The organism is Candidatus Binatus sp., from assembly GCF_030646925.1.
Classification (GTDB): Bacteria; Desulfobacterota; Binatia; order Binatales; family Binataceae; genus Binatus.
Genome location: NZ_JAUSKL010000080.1, coordinates 1 through 22,177, shown reverse-complemented (window position 1 = coordinate 22,177; position 22,177 = coordinate 1). Strand labels below are relative to the sequence as shown.

18 protein-coding genes are annotated in these 22,177 nt (G+C 61.5%); 17 read left to right on the top strand and 1 reads right to left on the bottom strand.

Going from position 1 to position 22,177, the window contains the following annotated elements; translation table 11 throughout:
- Positions 1 to 285: 285 nt before the first annotated feature.
- The 13 genes from Q7S58_RS14150 to Q7S58_RS14095 all read left to right on the top strand — a co-directional run bounded on the left by Q7S58_RS14150 (position 286) and on the right by Q7S58_RS14095 (position 13,983).
- Entirely contained in the window at positions 286 to 1,242 is a 957-nt protein-coding gene (locus tag Q7S58_RS14150) for a thiamine pyrophosphate-dependent dehydrogenase E1 component subunit alpha (RefSeq protein ID WP_304826854.1), read from the top strand.
- Between the two features lie 37 nt (positions 1,243 to 1,279).
- On the top strand, positions 1,280 to 2,254 hold the full coding sequence (locus tag Q7S58_RS14145) for an alpha-ketoacid dehydrogenase subunit beta (protein ID WP_304826849.1): 975 nt from the start codon (positions 1,280 to 1,282) through the stop codon (positions 2,252 to 2,254).
- Positions 2,255 to 2,288: 34 nt separating this feature from the next.
- A complete protein-coding gene (locus Q7S58_RS14140) occupies positions 2,289 to 3,926 on the top strand; it encodes a 2-oxo acid dehydrogenase subunit E2 (RefSeq protein ID WP_304826845.1) in 1,638 nt (545 codons plus the stop codon).
- A gap of 63 nt (positions 3,927 to 3,989) precedes the next feature.
- On the top strand, positions 3,990 to 4,991 hold the full coding sequence (locus tag Q7S58_RS14135) for an LLM class flavin-dependent oxidoreductase (RefSeq protein WP_304826843.1): 1,002 nt from the start codon (positions 3,990 to 3,992) through the stop codon (positions 4,989 to 4,991).
- A 183-nt stretch (positions 4,992 to 5,174) separates the two neighbouring features.
- Positions 5,175 to 6,284 carry a hypothetical protein gene (locus Q7S58_RS14130; RefSeq protein ID WP_304826840.1) on the top strand — a complete coding sequence of 370 codons (1,110 nt, stop codon included), beginning with the start codon at positions 5,175 to 5,177 and terminating at the stop codon, positions 6,282 to 6,284.
- 51 nt (positions 6,285 to 6,335) lie between these two features.
- Complete coding sequence (locus Q7S58_RS22230; protein ID WP_370655521.1) at positions 6,336 to 6,623, top strand: DUF1156 domain-containing protein; 288 nt, start codon at positions 6,336 to 6,338, stop codon at positions 6,621 to 6,623.
- A gap of 147 nt (positions 6,624 to 6,770) precedes the next feature.
- Positions 6,771 to 7,823 carry a zinc-dependent alcohol dehydrogenase family protein gene (locus Q7S58_RS14125; RefSeq protein WP_304826837.1) on the top strand — a complete coding sequence of 351 codons (1,053 nt, stop codon included), beginning with the start codon at positions 6,771 to 6,773 and terminating at the stop codon, positions 7,821 to 7,823.
- A 91-nt stretch (positions 7,824 to 7,914) separates the two neighbouring features.
- A complete protein-coding gene (locus tag Q7S58_RS14120; protein ID WP_304826834.1) occupies positions 7,915 to 8,481 on the top strand; it encodes a DUF2141 domain-containing protein in 567 nt (188 codons plus the stop codon).
- A 208-nt stretch (positions 8,482 to 8,689) separates the two neighbouring features.
- The gene (locus Q7S58_RS14115) at positions 8,690 to 9,670 is read left to right on the top strand and encodes an NAD(P)H-quinone oxidoreductase (protein WP_304826831.1); all 981 of its coding nucleotides are present in this window, start codon (positions 8,690 to 8,692) and stop codon (positions 9,668 to 9,670) included.
- Between the two features lie 96 nt (positions 9,671 to 9,766).
- Positions 9,767 to 10,693 (top strand): LD-carboxypeptidase, encoded by a 927-nt coding sequence (locus Q7S58_RS14110; RefSeq protein WP_304826826.1) that lies wholly within the window; start codon positions 9,767 to 9,769, stop codon positions 10,691 to 10,693.
- Positions 10,694 to 10,707: 14 nt separating this feature from the next.
- Positions 10,708 to 11,838, top strand: coding sequence for a serine hydrolase (locus Q7S58_RS14105; RefSeq protein WP_304826823.1), 1,131 nt, complete (start codon positions 10,708 to 10,710; stop codon positions 11,836 to 11,838).
- Positions 11,831 to 13,300 carry a UDP-N-acetylmuramate--L-alanine ligase gene (gene murC / locus Q7S58_RS14100; RefSeq protein WP_304826820.1) on the top strand — a complete coding sequence of 490 codons (1,470 nt, stop codon included), beginning with the start codon at positions 11,831 to 11,833 and terminating at the stop codon, positions 13,298 to 13,300. The genes Q7S58_RS14105 and murC overlap by 8 nt, the downstream gene beginning before the upstream one ends.
- A 254-nt stretch (positions 13,301 to 13,554) precedes the next feature.
- Positions 13,555 to 13,983: a transposase gene (locus tag Q7S58_RS14095; protein ID WP_304826817.1), complete on the top strand. Its 429-nt coding sequence runs from the start codon at positions 13,555 to 13,557 to the stop codon at positions 13,981 to 13,983.
- A 138-nt stretch (positions 13,984 to 14,121) separates the two neighbouring features.
- Here the strand turns inward: Q7S58_RS14095 and Q7S58_RS14090 are convergent, their stop codons facing one another.
- Complete coding sequence (locus tag Q7S58_RS14090) at positions 14,122 to 15,129, bottom strand: D-2-hydroxyacid dehydrogenase (protein ID WP_304826814.1); 1,008 nt, start codon at positions 15,127 to 15,129, stop codon at positions 14,122 to 14,124.
- A gap of 194 nt (positions 15,130 to 15,323) precedes the next feature.
- Here Q7S58_RS14090 and Q7S58_RS14085 point away from each other — a divergent pair, with 194 nt between their 5' ends.
- From Q7S58_RS14085 to Q7S58_RS14070, 4 genes are all read left to right on the top strand, one after another.
- Entirely contained in the window at positions 15,324 to 16,073 is a 750-nt protein-coding gene (locus Q7S58_RS14085) for a PDZ domain-containing protein (protein ID WP_304826811.1), read from the top strand.
- Between the two features lie 284 nt (positions 16,074 to 16,357).
- Entirely contained in the window at positions 16,358 to 17,167 is an 810-nt protein-coding gene (locus Q7S58_RS14080) for a PDZ domain-containing protein (protein WP_304826808.1), read from the top strand.
- 131 nt (positions 17,168 to 17,298) lie between these two features.
- Positions 17,299 to 20,877 carry a transcription-repair coupling factor gene (gene mfd / locus Q7S58_RS14075; RefSeq protein ID WP_304826805.1) on the top strand — a complete coding sequence of 1,193 codons (3,579 nt, stop codon included), beginning with the start codon at positions 17,299 to 17,301 and terminating at the stop codon, positions 20,875 to 20,877.
- Between the two features lie 3 nt (positions 20,878 to 20,880).
- A complete protein-coding gene (locus tag Q7S58_RS14070) occupies positions 20,881 to 22,071 on the top strand; it encodes a peptidylprolyl isomerase (protein WP_304826802.1) in 1,191 nt (396 codons plus the stop codon).
- The last annotated feature ends 106 nt before the right edge of the window (positions 22,072 to 22,177 follow it).

The following is a 22,177-nucleotide window of genomic DNA, read 5'->3' as shown; positions in this document are numbered from 1 at the left end:
TCCTTACGATGCGAGGTCGCAGCAATCGTTACACGGTGATCGTCACTTGCCTACGATGCTACTCGGGCGCGGATACGACAATGAGCTTGCAGCGGTCGGTCGTTACGCGCTGGCGATCGGCGAGAATCGAGCGCCGGATGGCAATCAACGCCGAGCATCAATCGCGGGTTTGTAGGAATGCCGGTGATTCGGCTAGGTTGCAGGACGGAACCGTTTTAAAGGGGTCTCATCTGAACAGTGCTCGTCCAGACCGCCGTACTTGGGCCTTTCGCGAGGTGATACAAAATGATGGACAAAAAACTGAAGCTCGACATCTATAAAAAGATCATTCTCAGCCGGCGGCTCGAGGAACGAATCGCGGAGTTGATCAAGGCGGGCCAGGTCGGCGGATTTATGCATCCGGGGGTCGGGCAGGAAGCGCTGCAAGTGGCGGCGATCGCGACGCTGAGACCCGACGACTACATGATGTATGCGCATCGCGGGGTCGCGTATTGGGTCGCGCGCGGAATCCCGATCGAGCGGGTCTTGTGCGATTTGTCGGGGCGCGAGGGCGGCACCAATCGCGGCAAGGGCGGCGTGATGCACGTAGTATTTCCCGAGCTTGGAGTGCTCGGCGAGAGCGGCACGCTCGGCGGATGCTTCCCGATCGCGGCGGGCGCGGGGATGTCGATCAAGGTGAAGCATGAAGACAAAGTCGTGCTGTGTTTTTTCGGCGACGGGACATCGAATCGCGGCACGTTCCACGAGAGCCTGAATTTTTGCGCGGTCAGAAAACTGCCGGTGATTTTTTTGTGCGAAAACAACGGATGGGCGGTATCGGTGCCGACCGAGCAATCGACCTCGGTCAAGGATATCGCGGATCGGCGCCACGGCTACGGCGTGCCCGGCAAAACGATCGACGGCAATGACGTCGAGCAGGTGTACGACGCGGTGAGCGAGGCGGTCGCGTATGCGCGCGCGGGCAAGGGGCCGTCGCTGATCGAAGGCAAGACCTATCGCCTGTGGGGGCATTGGATTGGCGACCCGGACACGTATCGCTCGCGCGAGGAAGTCGAGAAGCATTGGCGCCGAGATCCACTGCCGATCTACGAGAACAAGCTGATCGAAGAGAAACTGCTCAGCGAGGCGGCGAAGGCGGAAATCGACAAGGACGCGCGCGCGCAGATCGATCGCGCAATCGCGTTCATGGAGAAGCAGCCGTTCATGAAACCCGAGACTGCGCTTGAAGACCTCTACGCCTGAGGCCGCAACCGGGCCAGGCATCTAGTCGGTGAAAAAAATGCGGACGATTACATACGCACAGGGAATCAAGGAAGCGCTCGAAGAAGAGATGCGGCGCGATCCGACGGTGGTGCTGTACGGCGAGGACGTCGCGAACTTCGGCGGAATTTTTCGCATCACGAGCGGCTTGCAGGAAGAGTTCGGCGCCGAGCGCGTGTTCGATACGCCGATATCGGAGAATGCGTTCGTCGGCGCGGCGGTGGGCGCGGCGATCACGGGACTCAGGCCGGTGGTCGAGTTGCAGTTCGCGGATTTTCTTTTCACTACCGCCGACGAGATCGTGCTGAAAGCCGGGATGTGGCGCTACGTGCACGGCGGAGCGTTCAAGGTGCCGATGGTGGTGCGATGTCCGTCGGGTGCGGCGGGCGTCGGTCCCGAGCACGGGCAATGTCCCGAGGCGTTTTTCATGCATTCGCCGGGACTGCGGATCGTCTCGCCGGCTACGCCAGCCGACGCGAAGGGACTGCTGAAGAGCGCGATTCGCGACGACAATCCGGTGCTGTATTTCGAACATAAATTGTTGTACGCGACCAAGGGCGAAATTCCCGACGACGAAGATTACCTGGTGCCGCTCGGCAAGGCCGCGATTCGCCGTGAGGGCGATGCGCTGACGCTGGTCGCGATTTCCGCGATGGTGCCGAAGGCGATGAAGGTCGCGGAACGGCTGGCGCAAGAGGGGCACAATATCGAGGTGATCGATCCACGCTCGCTGAATCCATTCGACCGGCCGGCGATTATCGAATCGGTGAAGAAGACCGGAAAAATCGTGGTGGCCGAGGAGAGTTACAAGACCCTCGGCGTCGGCGCGGAAATCGGCGCGATGCTGATGGAAGAAGTGCTCGAATATCTCGACCGGCCGCTCAGGCGCGTTGCGATGCCCGACGTGCCGATACCGACTGCGGCGGCGCTCGAGAAGTTTGTGATCCCGAACGAAGAAAAAATCTATCAAGCCTGCCGCGAGTTGCTGAGTTAGCGAAATCGCGGCGCGCGAATCGTCGAACTGCCAGATGTCATTTCTCATTCAGATGCCCAAGCTCGGCCACACGATGACCGAGGGAACCGTGCTCAAGTGGCACAAACGCGCGGGCGACAATGTTCGCGAAGGCGAGGCGGTGCTGACGGTCGAGACCGACAAGGCGGAAATCGAAATCGAGTCGCCGGCGGCGGGCGTGCTCGCGCGAGTGCTGGCGGATGAAGGCGTGGTGGTCGGCGTGGGATTGCCGCTCGGCGAGATCGTGCGCGAGGGCGAGACGGCGAGCGATTTGACGGCATCGGTAGTGGAGGCGCCGGCGAAGACGGCATCGAGCAATTCGGGGGCGGCGGTATCGTCGCCGCAGAAGGCGGCGTCGGCAGCGGGCGCGAAGCGAGTGATCGCGTCGCCGCGCGCGAAGCGGATCGCGGCGGAACGCGGAATCGATTTGTCGAGTGTCGCGGGCAGCGGCCCCGACGGCATGATTACCGAAGACGACGTTCGCAAAATCGGCGAGAAGAAAATCGCAGAGCAACCGACGGCGCAAATGCCCGCATCGACGCCAGGGTTTGCGACAGAAGGGCTGGCGCCGTCGCGGCGGGAGAAACTCACGCGGATTCAGATGGTCGGCGCGCGCAACGTCACGTCGAGCTGGAAGGAAATTCCGCACTTCGTGCAGATGGTGCGAATCGACATGAAGCGCGCGCTCGAAGCGCGGCAATCGATCAATGCGGCCGGCAGTCGCGTGTCGGTGACCGATGTGATCCTCAGCGCCACGGTGCTCGCGCTGAAAGAGAATCCGCGCATCAACGCGAGCTACAGCGATGGCGAGCGGCTGATCTACGACCAGATCAATCTTGGGATCGCAGTCGATACGCCAGACGGACTCGTGGTGCCGGTGATTCACGACGCGGGCGCGCTCGATATCAAGGGGATCAGTGCGCGAGCGGCGGAACTCGCGGAGCGCGCGCGGAACAAGCGACTGCGGCCCGCCGACATCGAGAACGCGACGTTCACGGTATCGAACCTGGGGGCATACGGAATCGAGAACGGCACGCCGGTGATATTCGCTCCGCAATCGGCGCTGATGTTCGTCGGTGCGATTCACGACGAAGTGCTGGCGATCGAAGGGCGTGCGGAAGTGCGGCCCGCGATGCAGATTGCGATCGCATACGATCATCGCGGACTCGACGGCGCGAACGCGTCGCGCTTCACGACGCGGGTGAAGGCATTGCTCGAGGCGCCGGATTTTCTCGGCGCTGTTGCGAACACGAAAACTGCTGCGCCGGAGCGTCATCGCGAGGTGAGAATCGAGGCGGTCGGCGAATCGCTCAAGACCGAGGTGAGATACGGCGGGCTTCGATGGCCGCTTTCGGCCGAGGATGCGAGCGCGCCCGATCCGGTGTCGTCATTTCTGGGCGCGCTCGGATCGTGCCTGCTGATGTCGCTGCGGGTAGCGGCGCGTGCGCGCAAAATGCAGGTCGGCCGCACGTCGGTTCAGGCGCGGTCGAACGAAAAGGGGCACGTCAAGGAAATTCAAGTAGAACTTCAAGTTGAGACCGCGATCGACGACGAGCAACTCCATCGGCTGGTCGAGGTGGCGGAGCGCGGCTGCCATATCAGGGCGCTGATTCGCGACGAGGTTGCATTTTCACTGCAAGTCGCGCGGATATAAGGAACGTCGTCGCGGCAATGGTACGAGCGAATTCGCGACCTCGCGTAGCAAGGGAGAATTATCATGGCGCGCAAACTGGCAATCGGAGTGAACTGGCAGGGCCGGCTCGATTTCAAGGCGGTGATCGAACGCGCGAAACTCGCGGACGCGGCGGGAATCCATTCGGTGTGGGTCGCCGAGGCGTGGGGCCGCGACGCGTTCACGCTGCTGACGCTGCTGGCGGAGCATACCAGCAAGATTCAGCTTGCGACTTCGATCGTGAATATCTACTCGCGCACGCCGGCCGCGCTGGCGCAGCATTTCGGCACGCTCGATGAGCTCAGCAACGGGCGCATGATAATCGGACTTGGCACCAGCGGTCCGCAGGTGATCGAGCATTTCCACGGCGTGCCGTTCAATCCGCCGCTGACGCGGATGAAAGAGACGGTCGAGATCATCAACATGATCATGGCGGGCACGCCGCTCAACTACGACGGCAAGCTGTTCAAGCTGAAGCGCGGATTTACGATTCGCTTCGAGCCGGTGCGCAAGCATATCCCGGTGTGGATCGCGTCGCTCAACAAGAAGAGCGTCGAGTTCACCGCGCGGCAGGCGGACGGATGGCTGCCGGTGATGATTCCGGTGAGTTCGCTGAAAGGCGCGATCGGCGATTTTCGGAAAATCGTGACGGAGGGGGGCCGCGAGCCGCGCGCGGTCGAAGTCAAAGCGCCGGGCGGAGTCACGGTGACGAACAATCCTGAACGCGCGATGGCCGGACATGCGGGCACGGTCGCGTTCTACGCGGCGCGGATGGGTACCTTCTATTCGGAGCAACTGACGCGATTCGGCTTCGGCGACGAAGTGCAAAAAATCAAGCAGGCGTGGGATGCGGGCAGCGCGAAAGCCGGCACGGCCGCAGTGCCGCCGAAGATGCTGAGCGAGCTTGGCTACGTCGGCGGAATTGAAGGCGCGCTCGATCGGCTGAAGCAGCAGGAAGAGGCGGGCGTCGATCTGCATCCGGTGGAAATCGAAGCGGGCAACAACGTCGCGGAGTTCGAAAAGACCGTCGCGCGGCTGATCGGATGAAGTTGTCGTCGAATTGCCGATGCGACGGGAAAGGCGCTATACGAAAGATCGCCCTCGCGTCGCAAATCGGCGGCGCATTGGAATTGCCGACCGCATCGGCCGTAATCGAAAATCAGATAATTTTCCAACGTGGCACGCGAGCGATCAGCCATGGAGGCAACATCAACTCTATAATATAAGTGAATGTCTACCCTTTACTTCCTGCCATGGTGTCGTTTGCAAAAGCCTTACTCGATCGGTGACTTCACGTTATTGCCCCTTTCGCGCAACAAACAATCGGCAGTTCTCAACCCTACGGACGTAAAGTCGGTTCTTAGTATTCTCGATCACTTTTGCGATCTTGAAGAACAACCAGTGAGCGAGTTTACCGTCGCTCTGTGTAGTAGTCGCGGCCTACTGGCAGACTTACCCAACGAGGAGAGTGCCTCCCTTCAAGAGTTTGTAGCGATCGCCTGCTTTTCTGCGCTAGCCGACCGCGATTTTGAATGCGAGCACGGACGATGGTCTAACGGCGACTGCTTTCGTCTTCATTCCTGCTCTTGGAGCGACTCCTTCAGCGCTGACAATGCATTCAGAACCAAAAGACGCGATGGCCGTTTCGTCCTACAAGGCGGTTTCCCCGTAAGGTATCACCGCCCGATACATACAGCCGTCGTTGATAAAATAGCGTTGCCCGAGGAACTTCTTGGTGCGCTCTGGAATGCGCGACAGAACTGGAAAGTGGATGAATGGCAGAAGTGGCGTGAAGCAATCGTCACATTTATCCGGGCAAATTCGGAGAGTCAGGATATTAGCTGGCGTGTCGACTGGGTTTTGATGTGCAGCGCTTTTCAGCGCATCCTTGGCAAGCCCACCAAGGCGACTCACAAAAAGGCTGAAACGGTGAATGAGTTCAGCAGGCATGTGTCGAAACCAGCTAAACGACTAAGCATTGACGCGGAAATTCTCTGCGAGTGGCTGGGAGAGTTCTGCGCGCTTCGAGGAGATTTCGCGCACGGAAAGAGGCACTCGAGTCAGCCACGGAAATGGAGCGACGACCAGACTCATCTCTCAGTAGCCGCTATCGCATTCCCTCTCTTAGTTCGTCTGCTCTTGGAAGAGCAAAAGCTCTATACTGCCGGGACAGAAGATTATGCTGCCTTAGCGGCCCTTCCATTATTCCTTCAGCAAGAACGAGATTCCTTGCTGCAAAGGCATGACTGGTGGCGGATCGTCTTGGACCAAAAGTTAGAAGTGGCCATCAAGTTGGGCCTGCAAGAAGCAGGGATCGGCGACAACGGCACTGATCGCTAGTCCCACGTATCCGTATGCCTATACTCAAGGTATGTAAGCCGGCTGGCGGAGGTGGACTTTCCGATTGCTGTAGTTAGCCGCCGTTTGGCCCGGGAGAAGTCATCCGGCACGGCGATCCGAGCACGCTCCATGTGGTGGGCGCGTCGGCGCCTCGCGGCGTGCCGCCCGACGCTGCTCGCGCTCCTGCTGCCGACCGTGCGACCAGAACTGTCCCCGAAGATTTCAAAGAATAGGCGCGCCGAACTGCTACCGCGTGCCAATCGACTCGCCGAGAAATTGCTCCAACTACCGATCGCAGACAAAGACGAAAGTCCGAGTTTGAATTTAGCACTCCGCTAGATACTCTATACCGCGATTTGCCGATGCGACGGGAAAGGCGCTATACGAAGGATCGCCCTCGCGTCGCAAATCGGCGGCGCATTGGAATTGCCGACCGCATCGGCTGTAATCGAAAATCAAAGATCCTGGTCAAGGAGGACCCAAGCAATGAAAGCAGCAGTATTTGAGGCGGCCAAAAAGCCTCTGGTCGTAAAAAATGTTCCCGATCCCGAATGCGCAGCCAATGGCGCGATCATCGCAGTCGAGGCCAACGGCATCTGCCGTTCGGATTGGCATGCGTGGTCGGGCGATTGGTCGTGGATGGGACTGGCGGCGCAGCCGGGCTCGATTCTAGGTCACGAGTTTAGCGGCATCGTGCAGGAAGTCGGCAAGGACATCAGGAATTTCAAGAAGGGCGATCGCGTCGTGGTGCCGTTCAGCCAGGGCGATGGCACCTGCGAATATTGCCGCAACGGACAATCCAACGTATGCCTGACGCCGCTGCTGCCGGGCTTTTCGTATCACGGCGGATTCGGTCATCTGGTGGCAGTGCCGTTCGCGGATCTTAATCTCGTGAAATTGCCGGAGAGTATCGGATTCGTCGAAGCCGCCTCGCTGGGATGCCGCTTCATGACGTCGTTCCATGGAATTGTGGATCGCGCACAGGTGAAGCCGGGCGAATGGGTCGTCGTGCACGGATGCGGCGGAATCGGACTCTCGGCGATCAATATCGCGGCGGCGATCGGCGCCAACGTGATCGGTGTCGATCTCGATAGCGCAAAACTCGAATTGGCCAAGGGCCTCGGCGCGATGCACGTGATCAACGCTAAAAAGGTCGATCCGATTCCGCAAATCCTGGAACTCACCGGCGGCGGCGCTCATGTGTCGGTCGATGCGCTCGGAATCGCGACCACCTGCCGCAACTCGATCATGAGTCTGCGCAAGCAGGGGCGTCATCTGCAGATCGGACTCACGACGTCGGCGGAAGGCGGCGAAATTTCGGTGCCAATCGATCGAATGGTGACGATGGAACTGCAGATAATCGCGTCGCTCGGGATGCAGGCGTCGCACTATCCCGCGATGCTGCAAATGGTCCAGGCGGGTAAAGTGTCGCCCAAGGGAATGATCACCGGCACCTGCGGCCTCGACGGCATCAACAAGGTCTTCGAGGAGATGAACACGTTCCAGAATGTCGGCGTCACGGTGATCAATCAGTACTAAGCTTGTGCCGGAATTGTTTGGTTCCGAAGCGAGAGAGAGAGGGTCGCACGCGGCCCTCTTTTCTTTTGCTTTACGCGCGCGCGCTTTTATTTTGCGCATTCGGGCGGGGTTGTTCGTCGCGGCGATCGTGGTGATGGCGATCGCGTGTGCGACGCCGATTCGCGCGGAGATCGCTACGCCCGCCGAGACTTCGATCGCCACTTTGATCGCGACGCCGACTGCGGGCGCGGGAATGTCCGCATCGCCAACCGCTGCACCGAGTCCGACTGCGGCGCCGGCTGCGGGAGCGGAGAATGCGCTGAATATCGAAGTCGTCGGGCTGCAGAACGACGCTGGTCAGGTCGGATGCTCGCTATTCAACGATCCGGTGGCTTATCCGCGCGACGATACGAAAGTGCTGAGCCACGCGTGGGCGCCGATCCATCATGGCAAAGCAGTTTGCGAGTTCATTGGATTGAAACCGGGTCCATACGCGGCGGTGGTGTATCACGACGAAAACAACGATCGCGAATTCAACATGAACGCCTTCGGGATGCCGAGAGAGGGCTACGGATTTTCGAACGATGCGGCGGCGCTGTTCGGGCCGCCGACTTTTGAGGCGGCGTCCTTCAATTACACTGGCAAAAAACTCTACGTGATAATCAACCTCCGCTATTGAGACGCGCAAGGATTCACCAGGTAACCGCAGCGCGTCGTGCCGGGTAGCCGCGGGCCTCTGTGCCCGCGGGTATCAAACGGTGAGGATCGCGGGCACGGAGGCCCGCGACTACCCAGGCCGGGGCGCCGCTAACCGTGCTGCGATTTTCTTTTGACTCTTCGATCGCGCCTGGTGCAGCCTAACGATCAATGATTGCGGTGATTTTGCCATGAAAGCAGTGATTGCGGAAAAACCGGGCGACGAGAATGTTCTCAAACTCGCCGAGGTCGCGGAGCCCGCGCTCAAGCCCGACGAGATCATGATTCGGGTGCGGGCGGCCGGGCTGAATCGCGCGGACATCCTGCAGCGCCAGGGATTTTATCCGCCGCCGCCGGGCGCGTCGGAGATAATCGGCCTCGAGTGCGCGGGCGATGTCGCGGCGATCGGTGCGTCGGTGAGCGGATGGAAGGTCGGCGATCGCGCGATGGCGCTGCTGCCGGGCGGCGGCTACGCGGAGAAAGCCGCGGCGCATCACGGGTCGGCGATGAAAATCCCGTCGTCGATGAGTTTCGCGGAAGCCGCGGGGCTGCCTGAGGTTTTTCTGACCGCGTTTCTCAACCTCTTCATGCTGGCCGGATTGAAGGACGGCGAGACGTCGCTGATTCACGGCGGCGGCAGCGGAGTCGGCACCGCTTCGATTTTGTTGATCAAGGAAGCGGGGCTGCGATCGATCGTGACGGCGGGCTCCGACGGAAAATGCGAGCAATGTCTGAAGCTCGGCGCCGATATCGCGATCAACTACAAGAACGGCCCGTTTGCGGCGGCGGTCAAGACTGCAACCGGTGGGCGCGGCGTCGACGTGATTCTCGACAGTATCGGCGGCGCGTACCTCGCGGGGAATATCGAAGCGCTCGCCCACGGCGGACGGCTGGTGCTGATCGGGCTGATGAGCGGCGCGCGCGCGGAGATCGATCTGGCGGCGGTACTGCGAAGGCATCTCAAGATTTTTGGATCGACGCTGCGCACGCGTCCGGCGGCGGAGAAGGCGGAGATCATCGCGGCGTTTGTCGCGCGGTTCGGCGCGGCGCTCGAGGCGGGCCGGCTGCGGCCGCCGATCTACAAGGTGCTGCCGGCCTCGGAAGCTGCAACGGCGCATCGCATGATGCAGGCGAGCGAGCACTTCGGCAAGATCATCCTGAGCTTCGACTGATCATTGGCGATCGAATCCGCACAGGATGAAAACGGCGGCGGCGCTGCCGAGCAATGAGCGTTCGCGGGAGGGTTCTGGTAAAGTCGCGCAAGCATCGTGAATCGAAGAGCGACCAAACCGAAGGCGCTGAAGGCCGGAGACACCGTGGCGGTGGTTGCGCCGGCGGCGGCGATCGAGCGGGCGCATCTGGAGCGCGGCGTCAACGTACTCGCGTCGCTGGGGTTCAGAGTGAAGGTGTCGGAGCGGCTGCTGGCGCGATCGGGAATCCTCGCGGGCGACGACGCCGATCGCGCGCGCGAGTTGCAATCATGTTTCGCCGATCCCGAGGTGAAAGGAATTTTCGCGGCGCGCGGCGGTTACGGATGCGGGCGGCTGATGCCGTTGCTCGACTTTCAGGCGATCGCGCGGACGCCGAAGGTGTTCGTCGGATTTTCGGACGAGACATTCATCTTGAATGCGATGGTCGATCGCGCGGGCGTGGTGGCGTTCCACGGACCGATGGTCGCGATGGATTTTGCGCGCGGACTGAGTCCCCGCTCGCTCGAGCACATGCAGCGGCTTCTGAGCGGCGAGCTTAATGGCTTCGAGTTGGAGGCGCGCGAAACGATGCATCCGGGGGTCGCGCGCGGCGACGTGATCGGCGGATGCCTATCGGTGCTGGTGGCGACGCTTGGCACTCCGTACGCGCCGAATTTTGACGGCCGGATTCTCTTTATTGAGGACACCGGCGAGAAGGCGTATCGAATCGATCGGATGCTCGTGCAGCTAAGACAGTCGGGTGCGCTGGCGCGGGTGGCGGGAATCGTGTTTGGCGCAATCAGGCCGGTCGATGGCGACGAGCAGGAGGCGCGTTTGATCGCGCGGTTTATCGCGGCGCAGACCGCCGAAGCGGGCTGTCCGGTGTTGTATGGAATCGAGGCGGGGCACGGCACCGAGAACTTTACGATCCCGTTCGGAGTGGCGGCGCAAATTGACGGCGCGGCGCGGCGGATCGTATTCACAGAGCGAGCAGTCACGACCTAGCGGGGGATTCGCGCTTGGGATGGAGTGAAGTCGAGCGAGCTTTCAACGACGCCGTCGAGCAAGGGATCATCCCCGGCGCCACGGTGGTGGTTCGATGCGGCGCGGACGTCGTGTTCGAGGGCGTGTTCGGATTTCGATCGATCGTGCCGGAGCGTTCGCCGCTTAAAATCGACACGGTTTACGATTTGTCGTCGTTGACGAAGGCGCTGGCGACGACGGTGGCGGTGATGATGCTCGCGCGCGACGGCAAATTTCGTCTCGATGATCGGGTGACGCGATTTTTCCCGAACTTCGGCGTGCACGGAAAAATCGGCGTGACGTTCCGCCATCTGCTAGCGCATTGCTCGGGCCTGCCGGCGTGGCGGCCGTTCTATCAGCGCGTCGCGGAAATCGAGAAGGGCGGGCGGGTCAATTTCATGGCGAGTTACGGCTCGAAGGAATTCATTTACGAGGAAATCCATCGCGAGAAACCGGAAGCGCCGCCTTGCACCAAGGCGATTTATTCCGACGAAGGATTTATCACGCTGGGCGAGACGATCGAAAAAGTTTCGAGCGTCGCGCTGAACCGGTTTTGCCGCGAGAAGATTTTTCGGCCGCTCGGGCTCCGCGCGACCGACTATATCGATATCTCGCTGGTGCGCTCGCGGCGGCTCGAGCCGGTGGCCGACATGTTCGCGCCGACCGAGATTTGTCCATCGCGCAAGCGGATGCTGGTCGGCGAAGTCGATGATGAGAACGCGTTTGCGATGGGCGGAGTCGCCGGGCACGCGGGACTGTTCGCGCCGGTGCGCGAGGTCGATCGAATCGCCGCGGAATTGATCGCGTGCTACGCGGGCCGCTCGGATTTTGTGCCGCAGCGGATCATTCGCGAGTTCTGGACGCGCGACAAAACGGTGGCGGGCTCGACGTGGGCGCTCGGATGGGACACGCCGTCGCCGCAGGGCTCGAGCTCGGGGCATCATTTTTCACCGCAAGCGGTCGGGCATCTCGGGTTCACCGGCACCTCGATCTGGATCGAGCCGGCGCGCGAGATCGCGATTTCGATGCTGACGAATCGAGTTCATCCGAAGCGCGCCAACCAGGCGATCCGCGAGTTCCGTCCGAAAATACACGACATGATCATGGAAGCGATCGACGGTGGCTGATTCCGCCAGCGCTGCACGCCTCGCAAAAATTCCCAGTGCGGTCAAACACGTTCATCTGATTGGCGTGGCGGGCACCGCGATGGCGGCGCTCGCGGGGATGCTGACGGAGCGCGGCTACCGCGTAACCGGCTCGGACAATCAACTCTATGAGCCGACCGCGTCGCTGCTGCGAAACTCGCGAGTCGAGGTGGTCGGATCGTTCGCGGCGGCGAATCTGACGCTCGCGCCGGACTTTATAGCACCAGACTTGGTCATCGTCGGCAATGTGATCCCGCGAATCAATCCGGAAGCGGTCGCGCTGCTCAGGACCGAGATTCCGTATCTCTCGATGCCCGAGGCGCTTTGGCACTTCTTCCTGAAGAATCATCGCGTGCTGATGGTCGCGGGGACGCACGGCAAGACGACTTCGACGGCGATGATGGCGCACGTGCTGGAGAGCGCGGGGCGCGATCCGTCGATGCTGGTGGGCGGAGTCGCCAAGGATTTCGGATCGAACTATCGGCTGGGGCGCGGCGAAGATTTTGTGATCGAGGGTGACGAATACGACACCGCGTTTTTCGACAAGGGGCCGAAGTTTCTGCATTACCGCGCAAGCGGCGCGATCATCACGGCGGTCGAGTTCGATCACGCGGACATCTATCGCGATCTCGAGCACGTGAAAGCGAGTTTTCGCGCGCTGGCCGCGCAGATGGATTCGTCGCGGGTGCTCGCGCTATGCGCGGATTTTCCGCATGCGCTCGAAGTCGCCAGCGATGCGCGTGCGCGGAGGATCACATTCGGTTTGCGTGGCGGAGAATTCCAGGCGTCGGATGTCGAGGTGGGCGCGGACGGCGCGAAGTTTTCGATCACGCGCGACGGCGCGCGAGTCGTCGCGCAAATGCATCTGCCGATTGGCGGACGGATGAACGTCGCGAACGCGCTCGGTGTGTACGTCCTGCTGAATGCGTTCGGCGTGCGGGATGACGAAATTGCGCACGGGTTCAGGACGTTCAAGGGCGTGGTGCGGCGCCAGGAAATAATCGGCGAGGCGGCGGGGGTGACGGTGGTGGATGATTTTGCGCATCATCCGACGGCGATCGGCGTAACGCTGGAAGCGATCGCGGAACGGTTTCCGGGGCGCAGAATTCTTGCGGCGTTTGAGCCGCGATCGAACACGGCGCGGCGCAACGTTTTTCAACGCGGATTTGCGAGCGCTTTCAGCCGCGCGTCGCGCGTGTATCTGGGACCGGTGTACTTCAAGGAGAACGATCCGATTCCCGAAGGTGAGCGGCTCGATACGGGAATGCTCGCATCGGAGATCAGTTCGCACGGCGCGGCCGCGATGGCGTGCGCTTCGAACGACGAGATCCTTGAGCGGATGCTCGATGACGCGCGCGCCGGCGACGTCGCATTATTTATGTCGAATGGACCGTTCGACGGCCTGAAGGAAAAATTCCTTGCCGCGCTGAAAGGGCGAGAGTGATTGGCATCGAAGCTTAGGGGACGATGAGGGTGGGCAGGGACGCCCACCCCTACCCAGATCGCGACGGCGCGATGACTCAGACATCTCAGCTAAAGCGCACACCATTGCCGTGCGAATGCTGGGGGGACTCGCAAAGGATACCGATTGGGGTAGGGTGGGCGTCCCTGCCCACGTCCGGCAGGGTTGGCGCAAAAAGCGTTAGGAGAGCGGGCCCGAGTCCGGTGCTACCAGTCTGCATCGAGGTTCCGACGCAGATGGAATCACCGTCAAAAAAGATTCGTCGATCGAATCCGCATTTGAGATTGGCCGGGGCCGCGTACTTCGTGACTTGGAGACTCAGACGCGGACAAGGTGAGTTGCAGCCGCCGGAACGGACGCAGGTTGTACTCACTTTGCGCCATTTCAAGCATGATAGGTACGAGTTGCTCGGATACGTCGTGATGGACGATCATGTGCACGCGATATTGCAGCCCAAAGGGGACGAGGATTTAGGGAAAATAATCCATTCCTGGAAATCGTTCAGTGCCAATGCTTTCCAACGGATGTTCGGCAGGACCGGCAGGATTTGGCAAACGAGTTACTATGATCGAATTGTTTCTCCCGAGGGCGAGTTGACCGAGAAGCTGACGTACATTTTCAACAATCCATTTAAGCGCTGGCCGGAAATCAAAGAGTACGAGTAGATGTGGATCACGGAGATTTAGCCGGCGAAGCCGAAGTAGGGAGGACGATGAGGGTGGGCAGGGACGCCCACCTCTACCCAGAGACTGGGGCAGGGACGCCCAGCCCTACCCAGAGTTGCAGCGATCGCGGGACGGGACTCAATAGCCCCACTTTGGATCGACCAGATTGAGCAGCGGTTGATTCGCGGCGAAACGGCGCAGATTGTCGGCGAATAGTTCGCAGGCGTGGTCCATGTAACCGCGGTTGGCGCCCGACATATGCGGCGTCAGGATGACATTTTCCATGTCCCACAGCGGGCTTTCGGCCGGCAGCGGTTCATGTTCGAAGACGTCGAGGCCGGCGCCGCCGAGTTTGCCGTCCTTCAGCGCCGCGATCATCGCGGCTTCATCGATCACCTCGCCGCGTCCGATGTTGACGACGAACGCGCCGGGCTTGATCGCGGCGAACTCGCGCGCGCCGATAAATTTTCGCGTGTGATCGGTGAGCGGCAGCGTGACCGATACGTAATCGCTCTCGCGCAGAATTTCTTCGCGCTCTCCGGGACCGAAAAATTGTTGCGGGATCGTTCCCTCGGGATCGCCGAGACCAGGCGGAGTCCATCCGTGATCTTTTCGATCGTGCGGGTCGCGCTTCAACGCGAGTACCGTCATGCCGAATGCCTGCGCGAGGCGGGCGGTTTCGCGCCCGATCGAACCATAGCCGATGATGCCGAGGGTGCGGCCGCGAAGGTCGTCGATGATTGACATGAACTGCCCGCTGCGCAGCCATTCGTGGCGCAGTTGCGCGCGAATCGAGAGATGGATGCGATGCGCGTAGGAGAGCATCGAGGCCAGCGTGTACTCGGCGATCGGCGTGGCGTGGATGCCGCTTGCGGTCGTAAGCGAAATCGTGGTGGCTTTCATCGGACCGGAGAGAACGTGGTCGGCGCCAGCGCTCAGCAACTGCACCCACTTGAGGCCGGGGGCGCCTCGCAGCGGATCGTCGGGCGTGCGGAAGGTGAGCATCACGTCGCATCCCTGGCTGACGAGCGCGGTGACTTCGTCCTGCGTGCGGCAAGGCCGATCGACGATTTCAGCGTCGGGCGCGGCGTTGTAGATGGTCGCGCGATGCTGAGGCTGTAGCGCAACGGTCGCAATGATTTTCATGGTATTAGAGTCGAAACTTTCGCATGCGGTCAGATTTGCTTCAAGGCAATTCGTTGGGACGCCATTTCGAGGGTGGCTTGAGGGTCGGCAGCGGCGGGCCTATGATTTCAGCATCGCCGCGCGATCGAGTATCAAGCGAAATGAATCTCGGAAAGACTTTAGCCTTGTGTATCGCCACCTCAGCGATATTTGCGGTGACCGATTTTGCGATCGCGCAGGCGCCGAACCAATCGGGCACTCACGCCGCGAGGCAGGGCGGCGATATGCAGGCGAATCCGGGGCTCGCGGGCCAACCAGGCGAGGACGATCGCACGCTCGAGATTGCGCCACAGCCAGGTGCAGTCGAGCCGCGGCCGAGCGTAAACGAGATACCGAGCGATCGGGGATTTCGGCCGGGCGACGAAAACAGTTCGATCGAGCCGAGCTTTCGGCAGAGTCCTGATCGTGGCGGCGAGATGCGCGATCGTCGGCGGCCGTATCTCGGACTGTCGGTCAGGTACGCGACGCAGTGCTACATGGGGATGGAGGAGCACGGGCTCGAGGTGGTCAGCGTCGATCCGAACAGCCCGGCCGAGCGCGCAGGATTGAAGTCGGCGACCGGGATGACGGCGGCGGGCGCGGCCGGAACGACGGCGGGCACGATGCTCGGGCCGCTGAGTCTGCTGGTGACGCCGCTGCTGGCGAAGGGCGGCGCGCTCGGGCAGGGCGGCGATCTAATCGTCGCGGTAGATGATCGGCGGGTGCGCAGTCAAGGCGACCTGGACGACGCGATGGCGCGGCTCAAACCTGGCGACACGATGTATCTCACGGTGATCAGGCCGGTTGGCAACGCGCACAAGACGATGAAGATCGCGGTGAAGGTCGGCGCCGTGGGCGAGCCGATCGCGAATGCGGCGCCGCCGAGCGCGAGCGCGTCGTCGGGCGGCGAGAGTTTCACGCATTGAGGGCGGCGGTTGTGATCGCGACTCGATGCGATCTCGCGGCACGCGACCTTTTCTGTCATTCAGAGCGGAGGCTGCCGGAGCGAAGAATCCCGGATCCGTTTCCGGCTTTTCTCGGCGCGCCGACTGCACCCTCACCTACCTCGTCGCTAACGCGCCTCGGCTTTCCTCTCCCGCAACAAAGCGGGCGAGGTATTAAGTGTGGATTTCAGGCGGGACATTTTTGCTCTTGAGACAAGGAGGAATCGAACCTAATCTCACAGCATCAAGCTGCGAGGTGATCGGGTATGCGCGCCGCGCCGTTGGTCTTAAGTTGCACGCTGGTGATGCTGCTGCTCCCGCTCGCCGACAGCTTCAGCGAAGATTCGCTGGACCCCGCTAAGCCTACTTTCGAATCCCAATTCGAGAACGACGATAAGATTCTTCGCGGGCTTCAATCGCAGCCCAAGACGCTCGAGGTCGAGCCGCAGCCATCGGCAGATACGCCGCCCGCGACGATCGACGAGATTCCGACCGCGCGGCAATTTCGACAACATGATGAGCTCGCGGCGCTCGATCGAAATTTTCGGCCGCAGCCCGACGGCGACCATCATCCTTATCTCGGCGCGTCGCTCGAGTATTCAACGCAGTGCTACCTCGGCATGGAGGAGCATGGATTCGAAGTGATGAGCGTGTACCCGGGCAGTCCGGCGGACAAGGCGGGGCTGCGCGGCAAGCAGCCGCCGAGCGCGATAGGAGTGGTGGGCGGACTCGCCGGCAGCGCACTCGGTCCGCTGGCGCTGGTCGCGCTGCCGCTGCTCAAGCGATCGGGCGCGCTAGGCAGCGACGGCGATCTGATCGTCGCGGTGGACGACAAGCGCGTGCGTAATCAGAAGGAATTGACGGACTCGCTGGGGCATCTGCGGCCCGGCGACACGACCTACGTGACGGTGATTCGGCCGCTGCCCGGCGGAGCGCATCGCACGATGAGAATCGCGATGCATCTGGATCGCGAGACGATCGCCAATGGGCCTGCGCCGGCGACGGCGGCTGCACCGGCGACCAAGTCGATGCCGGCGCGCGCATCATCGCCGGGCGCGGAGAGCGCGGCCAACTGATCGAGTATCCGAGCCGTCGCGCGAAGCTGCTCAGAACAAATTCTCTGCTATGATGTGAGCACGCTGCCAGCGTGTGCGCCTCTGTGGGACGCATCGCCGGAGGGCGATTTTGCGCATCGGAATCGAAAACATTGCCACGAAGCCTGAAAGAAGCGGCGGGAGAACTCGAAGCACGGCTCGCCGCCAATCGCGAGCGCCGCTTCCCGGTGATGGGACTTCGCGGCGCGTCGAACGCGTTGATGCTGCGCGAGATGGCGCTGCGACTCCGCCGTCCGGTCGTGGTGATCGCGTCGCTGCAGTCGGAAGCGGAGGCGCTCGCTGCCGAGGTAGGGTTCTTTCTCGATGAGCCGCAGACGGCGGACTCGGCGACGCGCCGGGTGCATCTGATGCGCTCGTGGGAAGTGAAGCCGATGGCGCAGTTGTCCCCGCCACCGGATGCGCAGGCGTCGCAGCTTGGCGCGCTCTACGCGCTGCTGCGGCAAACTGCGCCGCTGGTCGTGACTTCGGCGGAAGCGCTGATGACGCGCACCATTCCGCGCGCGATTTTCAACGAATCGATAATCAAGTTGGCGATTGGCGACCGGCTGGATTTCGAGATTCTGATCGATGCGCTGGCGTCGTGCGGATATCAGCGCGTGCCGCAAACCGAAGAGCCCGGCGACTTCAGCGTGCGCGGCGGAATCGTCGATGCGTACTCGCCGCTATACAACGATCCGATTCGGATCGAGCTTGAGGACGACGTCGTGATCTCGATCAGGCATTTCGAGGCGGCGAGCCAGCGCTCGGCTGAGGAGCTGACGGAGGCGACGATCATCCGCACTCGATACGTGCCGCCGTCGGCGCTGAAAAATCCGAAACTCGCCGACGCGGTCGCATTGCGGGCCGCCGAGATCGGGATGATTCGCAAGGAGGCGGCGGAACTCGCGGAGACGCTCGAGAACGGTCTGCTGTTTCCGGGCGCGGAACTTTTGATGCCGTATGTTTACGGCCGCGCGCTCGACAGCATTTTCGATTACATGCCGAAGACTGCGTTGCTGTGGATGATCGATCCCGGACGGATACTCGCGGAGGCGAATCGATTCAGCGACACGATCACGCGGGAGACGACGGCTGCGATCCAGAAGCCGGCGTTTCATCCCGCGGTCGAATCGTTGTTCCTGTCGATCGATGTGTTCGAGGGCGCGCTCGGTAAATTCACCGCGGTGGAAGTCGGGTCGCTGGTCACGATGACGGCGCCGCGCGAGGGATGGGCCGCACCGGTCGAAATCAAAACGCAACCGAGCCTGAAGCTGGGCGCGAACAATCTGAGCGGGGCGCGAACGCCGCCGAGTTTCGAGCCGCTCGCGATCGAGCTCAAGAATATCCAGCGCGGACAGGGACGGGCGCTGATGGTGGTCGAGGGGCCTAACCAGGTCGCGCGGCTAAAGCGTCATCTCGAAGCGTGGGAAGTCGATGTCAACACGGAATGCAAAACTTTTGGCGCGTTGCTCGAATGGCCCGATTATCGGCCGGCGATAATCGAGGGTGAAATTTCGGCCGGCGTCGTGATGCAGGCTGACGGACTTTACATCTACAGCGAAGAGGAGATTTTCGGCGAGCCGCGCGTGCGGCGGCGTCGGCGCGAGACCGGCAAAGGCGCGCTGCTGAACTTGCAGGAACTGAAGCCCGACGATCACGTGGTGCATATCGATCACGGAATCGCGAAGTATCGCGGACTCAAGCATCTGAAGGTCGCGGAAGTCGAGGGCGATTTTTTGCATCTCGAATATGCGGGCAACGATACGATGTACGTGCCGGTCGAGCGGATAAATCTCGTCCAGCGGTATATCGGCGGCGACGATGGCGAGCCCAAGCTCGACAAGCTGGGCAGCGGCTCGTGGGAGAAGGTCAAGCGGCGCACCAGGCAGGCGGTGCTCGCGATGGCGGCCGAGTTGCTGGATATCTATGCCGCGCGCGAGGTGCTCGAGGGTCATGCGTATCCGCAGCCCGGGGGCGACTATGCCGATTTCGCGGAGCGATTCGAATTCGAGGAGACGCCCGATCAGCAGGCGGCGATCGATGATGTGATCCGGGATCTGACGCGGGCAAAGCCGATGGATCGATTGATCTGCGGCGACGCCGGCTTTGGCAAGACGGAAGTTGCGCTGCGCGCGGCGTTTATCGCGGCGATGGACGGGCGGCAGATCGCGGTGCTGGTGCCGACGACGATTCTCGCGGAGCAGCATTGGAATACGTTTCGCGAACGCTTCAAGGATTATCCGGTGCGGGTCGAGATGGTTTCGCGATTCCGCAGCCAGAAGGAAAATCGCGCGACGATCGAGGAAGTGGCGCGCGGCAAGGTCGATATCGTCGTGGGGACGCATCGCCTGCTCTCGAGCGACGTGCAGTTCCCGCGGCTGGGCCTGCTGGTGATCGACGAAGAGCATCGATTCGGCGTGGCCGACAAGGAGCGCATCAAGAAACTCAAAAAGCTGGTGCCGGTGCTGACGATGACGGCGACGCCGATTCCGCGCACGCTGCACATGGCGATGCTGGGAATCCGGGATCTGTCGGTGATTCAGACGGCGCCGCCGGATCGGCAACTGATTCGGACGTTCGTCGCGCACTTCGACGACGACACGATTCGCGACGCGATGCTGCGCGAACTGAATCGCGGCGGCCAGGTATTTTTCGTGCACAATCGCGTCGAGAATATCGACTACATGGCGGGACATCTGCGGGCGCTGGTGCCGGAGGCGAAGCTCGCGATCGCGCACGGCCAGATGAACGAGCGCCAACTCGAAAACGTGATGCGGGATTTTATTGAGAAGCGCATCAACGTGCTGGTGTGCAGCGCGATTATCGAATCGGGGCTGGACATCCCGAACGCCAACACGATGATCATCAATCGCGCCGATCACTTCGGCCTGGCGCAGCTTTATCAACTGCGCGGACGGGTCGGGCGCTCGCGGCAGAAGGCGTACGCGTATCTGCTGATTCCGGGCGAGCACATCATCACGCGCGATGCGAAGCGGCGAATCGACGCGCTGCGCGAGCTGGTCGAGAGCGAGAGCGGCGGCGGCGGATTCAAGCTGGCGCTGGCCGATTTGGAGCATCGCGGCGCGGGCAATCTTTTGGGCAGCGAGCAATCGGGCGAGATCGTGGCGGTCGGTTTCGAGCTTTACACCGAGATGATGGAAGAGGCGATCGCGGAATTGCGCGGCGAGCCGCATCGCCCCGACTTCGAGCCGGAGCTCAAGATTTCGGTGCCGGCGTACATCCCGGCGGCATACGTTTCGGATGAGAACGAGCGGCTGGTGCTGTATCGGCGGCTCGCGCGGGCGCAGAACGAGGAGGACCTGGAGGAGTTGCGCGACGAGATGCGCGATCGATTCGGACCGGTGCCGACGCTGATCGAGAATCTGATCGCGGCGATGAACGTGCGGCGGCAGATGAAGCAGTTGATGATCCTGAGCGCGATTCTGAAGGGCGCGCAGCTCGAGGTCCGCTTTCATCCGGACGCGCCGGTCGAGACCGCGCGGCTCGTAAAGCTGGCCGATCAGAATCGGGGCACGATGCGGCTGACGCCGTCGTACCAGGTGATCGTGCGAATCGAGCCGGGCGAATACGAGCAGATCTTCGCGCAACTGAACGGTATCTTGCAGGCGCTGGCGGGCTGTGAAAAGTTGGACAACTGGCCAGCCATGAAAGCCGGGCAGGTCCTCAACTAGGCGATGCGGATTCAGACATCGGTGAAGCTGAAGCGGGCGCGCCAAACGGCGGCGGCGCCGGCGTCGGCTTGCGTTGCGATGGTGGTCATGGCAATCGCGTGCGCCGCGGCCGGATGCTCGACGATCAAATCGATCACCTCGAAGAAACCAGCAGCGGCTTCGATTCCCGCTGCATCAGCCTCGAGTCCGCAATCGAGCAGTGCCGCGTCGCACTCGAGCAGCGCTGCGCCGGCGCCAGGTCCGGCGGTAGCATCGCCGGTGGTCGTACCGGAAGCATCGTCGCCACCAATTGGTGCGGTCGGCGGCGCGAATGTCGATCAGGTCGTCGCGAGCGTCGATGGCGAGCCGATCACTCAGCGCGAAGCGATCGAATTTGCGGCGGCGACTGGCAATCCGATTCCGTCCGACGAATTCTCGACCAATCCGATCGCAAAGAAAGCGGTGAAGGCGCTGATTGGACAGAAGCTGCTCGAAAGCGAAGTTAAGAACTATCAGGACAAAGTGGATGATGCGCAGGTCGATAAGTACATCGTGCAGGTGCGCGCCGATAAGCACATGAGCGATGCGGAACTGCGCGCGCAACTGCAGGCGCAGGGCATGAGCTACGAGGAGTTGCGCAAGCACGCGCGGGCGGACCTGCAGAAGGCCATGATGGTTCAGCAGCAGGTGCGCGAGAAGATTCAAGTCTCGAATGCGGACATCCAGGTTTACTACGACGCGCACAAAGCGGATTTCACCGTGAAGAAGGAACGGCTGAAGCTCGCGCAGATTCTGATCGAAGTGCCGGCCAACGCGACGCCCGAGCAAGTGGCGGCAGCGCAGAAGAAGGCCGATCAGGTTTATGCGCGCGCGGCGAAGGGCCAGGACTTCAACGATCTCGCGCGGACCTATTCCGACGACGACTCGAAGGCTAATGGTGGCGAGCTTGGATGGTTCGAGCCGACTGACGTGATGGATGAAATCCTCGCGGCGGTGAAGGGTCTCAAGCCGGGGCAGATTTCGGTGGTGATTAGAACCAAGCACGGATTTCATATCGTCAAGCTCGAGGAACACGAGGTGCCGGGTTTGAAGCCGCTGCCCGAGGTTAAGGATCAGATTCGGAACGCGTTGATGAACGAACAGACCAACACGCGAATACAGTCGTGGATCGAAACTGACTTGGTGAAGAAGCATTACGTCGAGACGATGTACTAGGTCGCGATGGCAGCCAGCAAAAAATCAACGCCGACGATCGCGATCAGCATGGGCGATCCGGCGGGGATCGGTCCGGAGGTGATTCTCAAGGCGATCGTGGCGATCG

Bases quoted from the DNA above. Each gene is read 5' to 3' on its own strand.
- Q7S58_RS14090 (WP_304826814.1), bottom strand. From the start codon at position 15,129: ATGAAAATCATTGCGACCGTTGCGCTACAGCCTCAGCATCGCGCGACC.
- Q7S58_RS14115 (WP_304826831.1), top strand. From the start codon at position 8,690: ATGAAAGCAGTGATTGCGGAAAAACCGGGCGACGAGAATGTTCTCAAA.
- Q7S58_RS14095 (WP_304826817.1), top strand. From the start codon at position 13,555: ATGGAATCACCGTCAAAAAAGATTCGTCGATCGAATCCGCATTTGAGA.
- Q7S58_RS14125 (WP_304826837.1), top strand. From the start codon at position 6,771: ATGAAAGCAGCAGTATTTGAGGCGGCCAAAAAGCCTCTGGTCGTAAAA.
- Q7S58_RS14135 (WP_304826843.1), top strand. From the start codon at position 3,990: ATGGCGCGCAAACTGGCAATCGGAGTGAACTGGCAGGGCCGGCTCGAT.
- Q7S58_RS14140 (WP_304826845.1), top strand. From the start codon at position 2,289: ATGTCATTTCTCATTCAGATGCCCAAGCTCGGCCACACGATGACCGAG.
- Q7S58_RS14070 (WP_304826802.1), top strand. From the start codon at position 20,881: ATGCGGATTCAGACATCGGTGAAGCTGAAGCGGGCGCGCCAAACGGCG.
- Q7S58_RS14150 (WP_304826854.1), top strand. From the start codon at position 286: ATGATGGACAAAAAACTGAAGCTCGACATCTATAAAAAGATCATTCTC.
- Q7S58_RS14145 (WP_304826849.1), top strand. From the start codon at position 1,280: ATGCGGACGATTACATACGCACAGGGAATCAAGGAAGCGCTCGAAGAA.
- Q7S58_RS14130 (WP_304826840.1), top strand. From the start codon at position 5,175: ATGTCTACCCTTTACTTCCTGCCATGGTGTCGTTTGCAAAAGCCTTAC.
- Q7S58_RS14080 (WP_304826808.1), top strand. From the start codon at position 16,358: ATGCGCGCCGCGCCGTTGGTCTTAAGTTGCACGCTGGTGATGCTGCTG.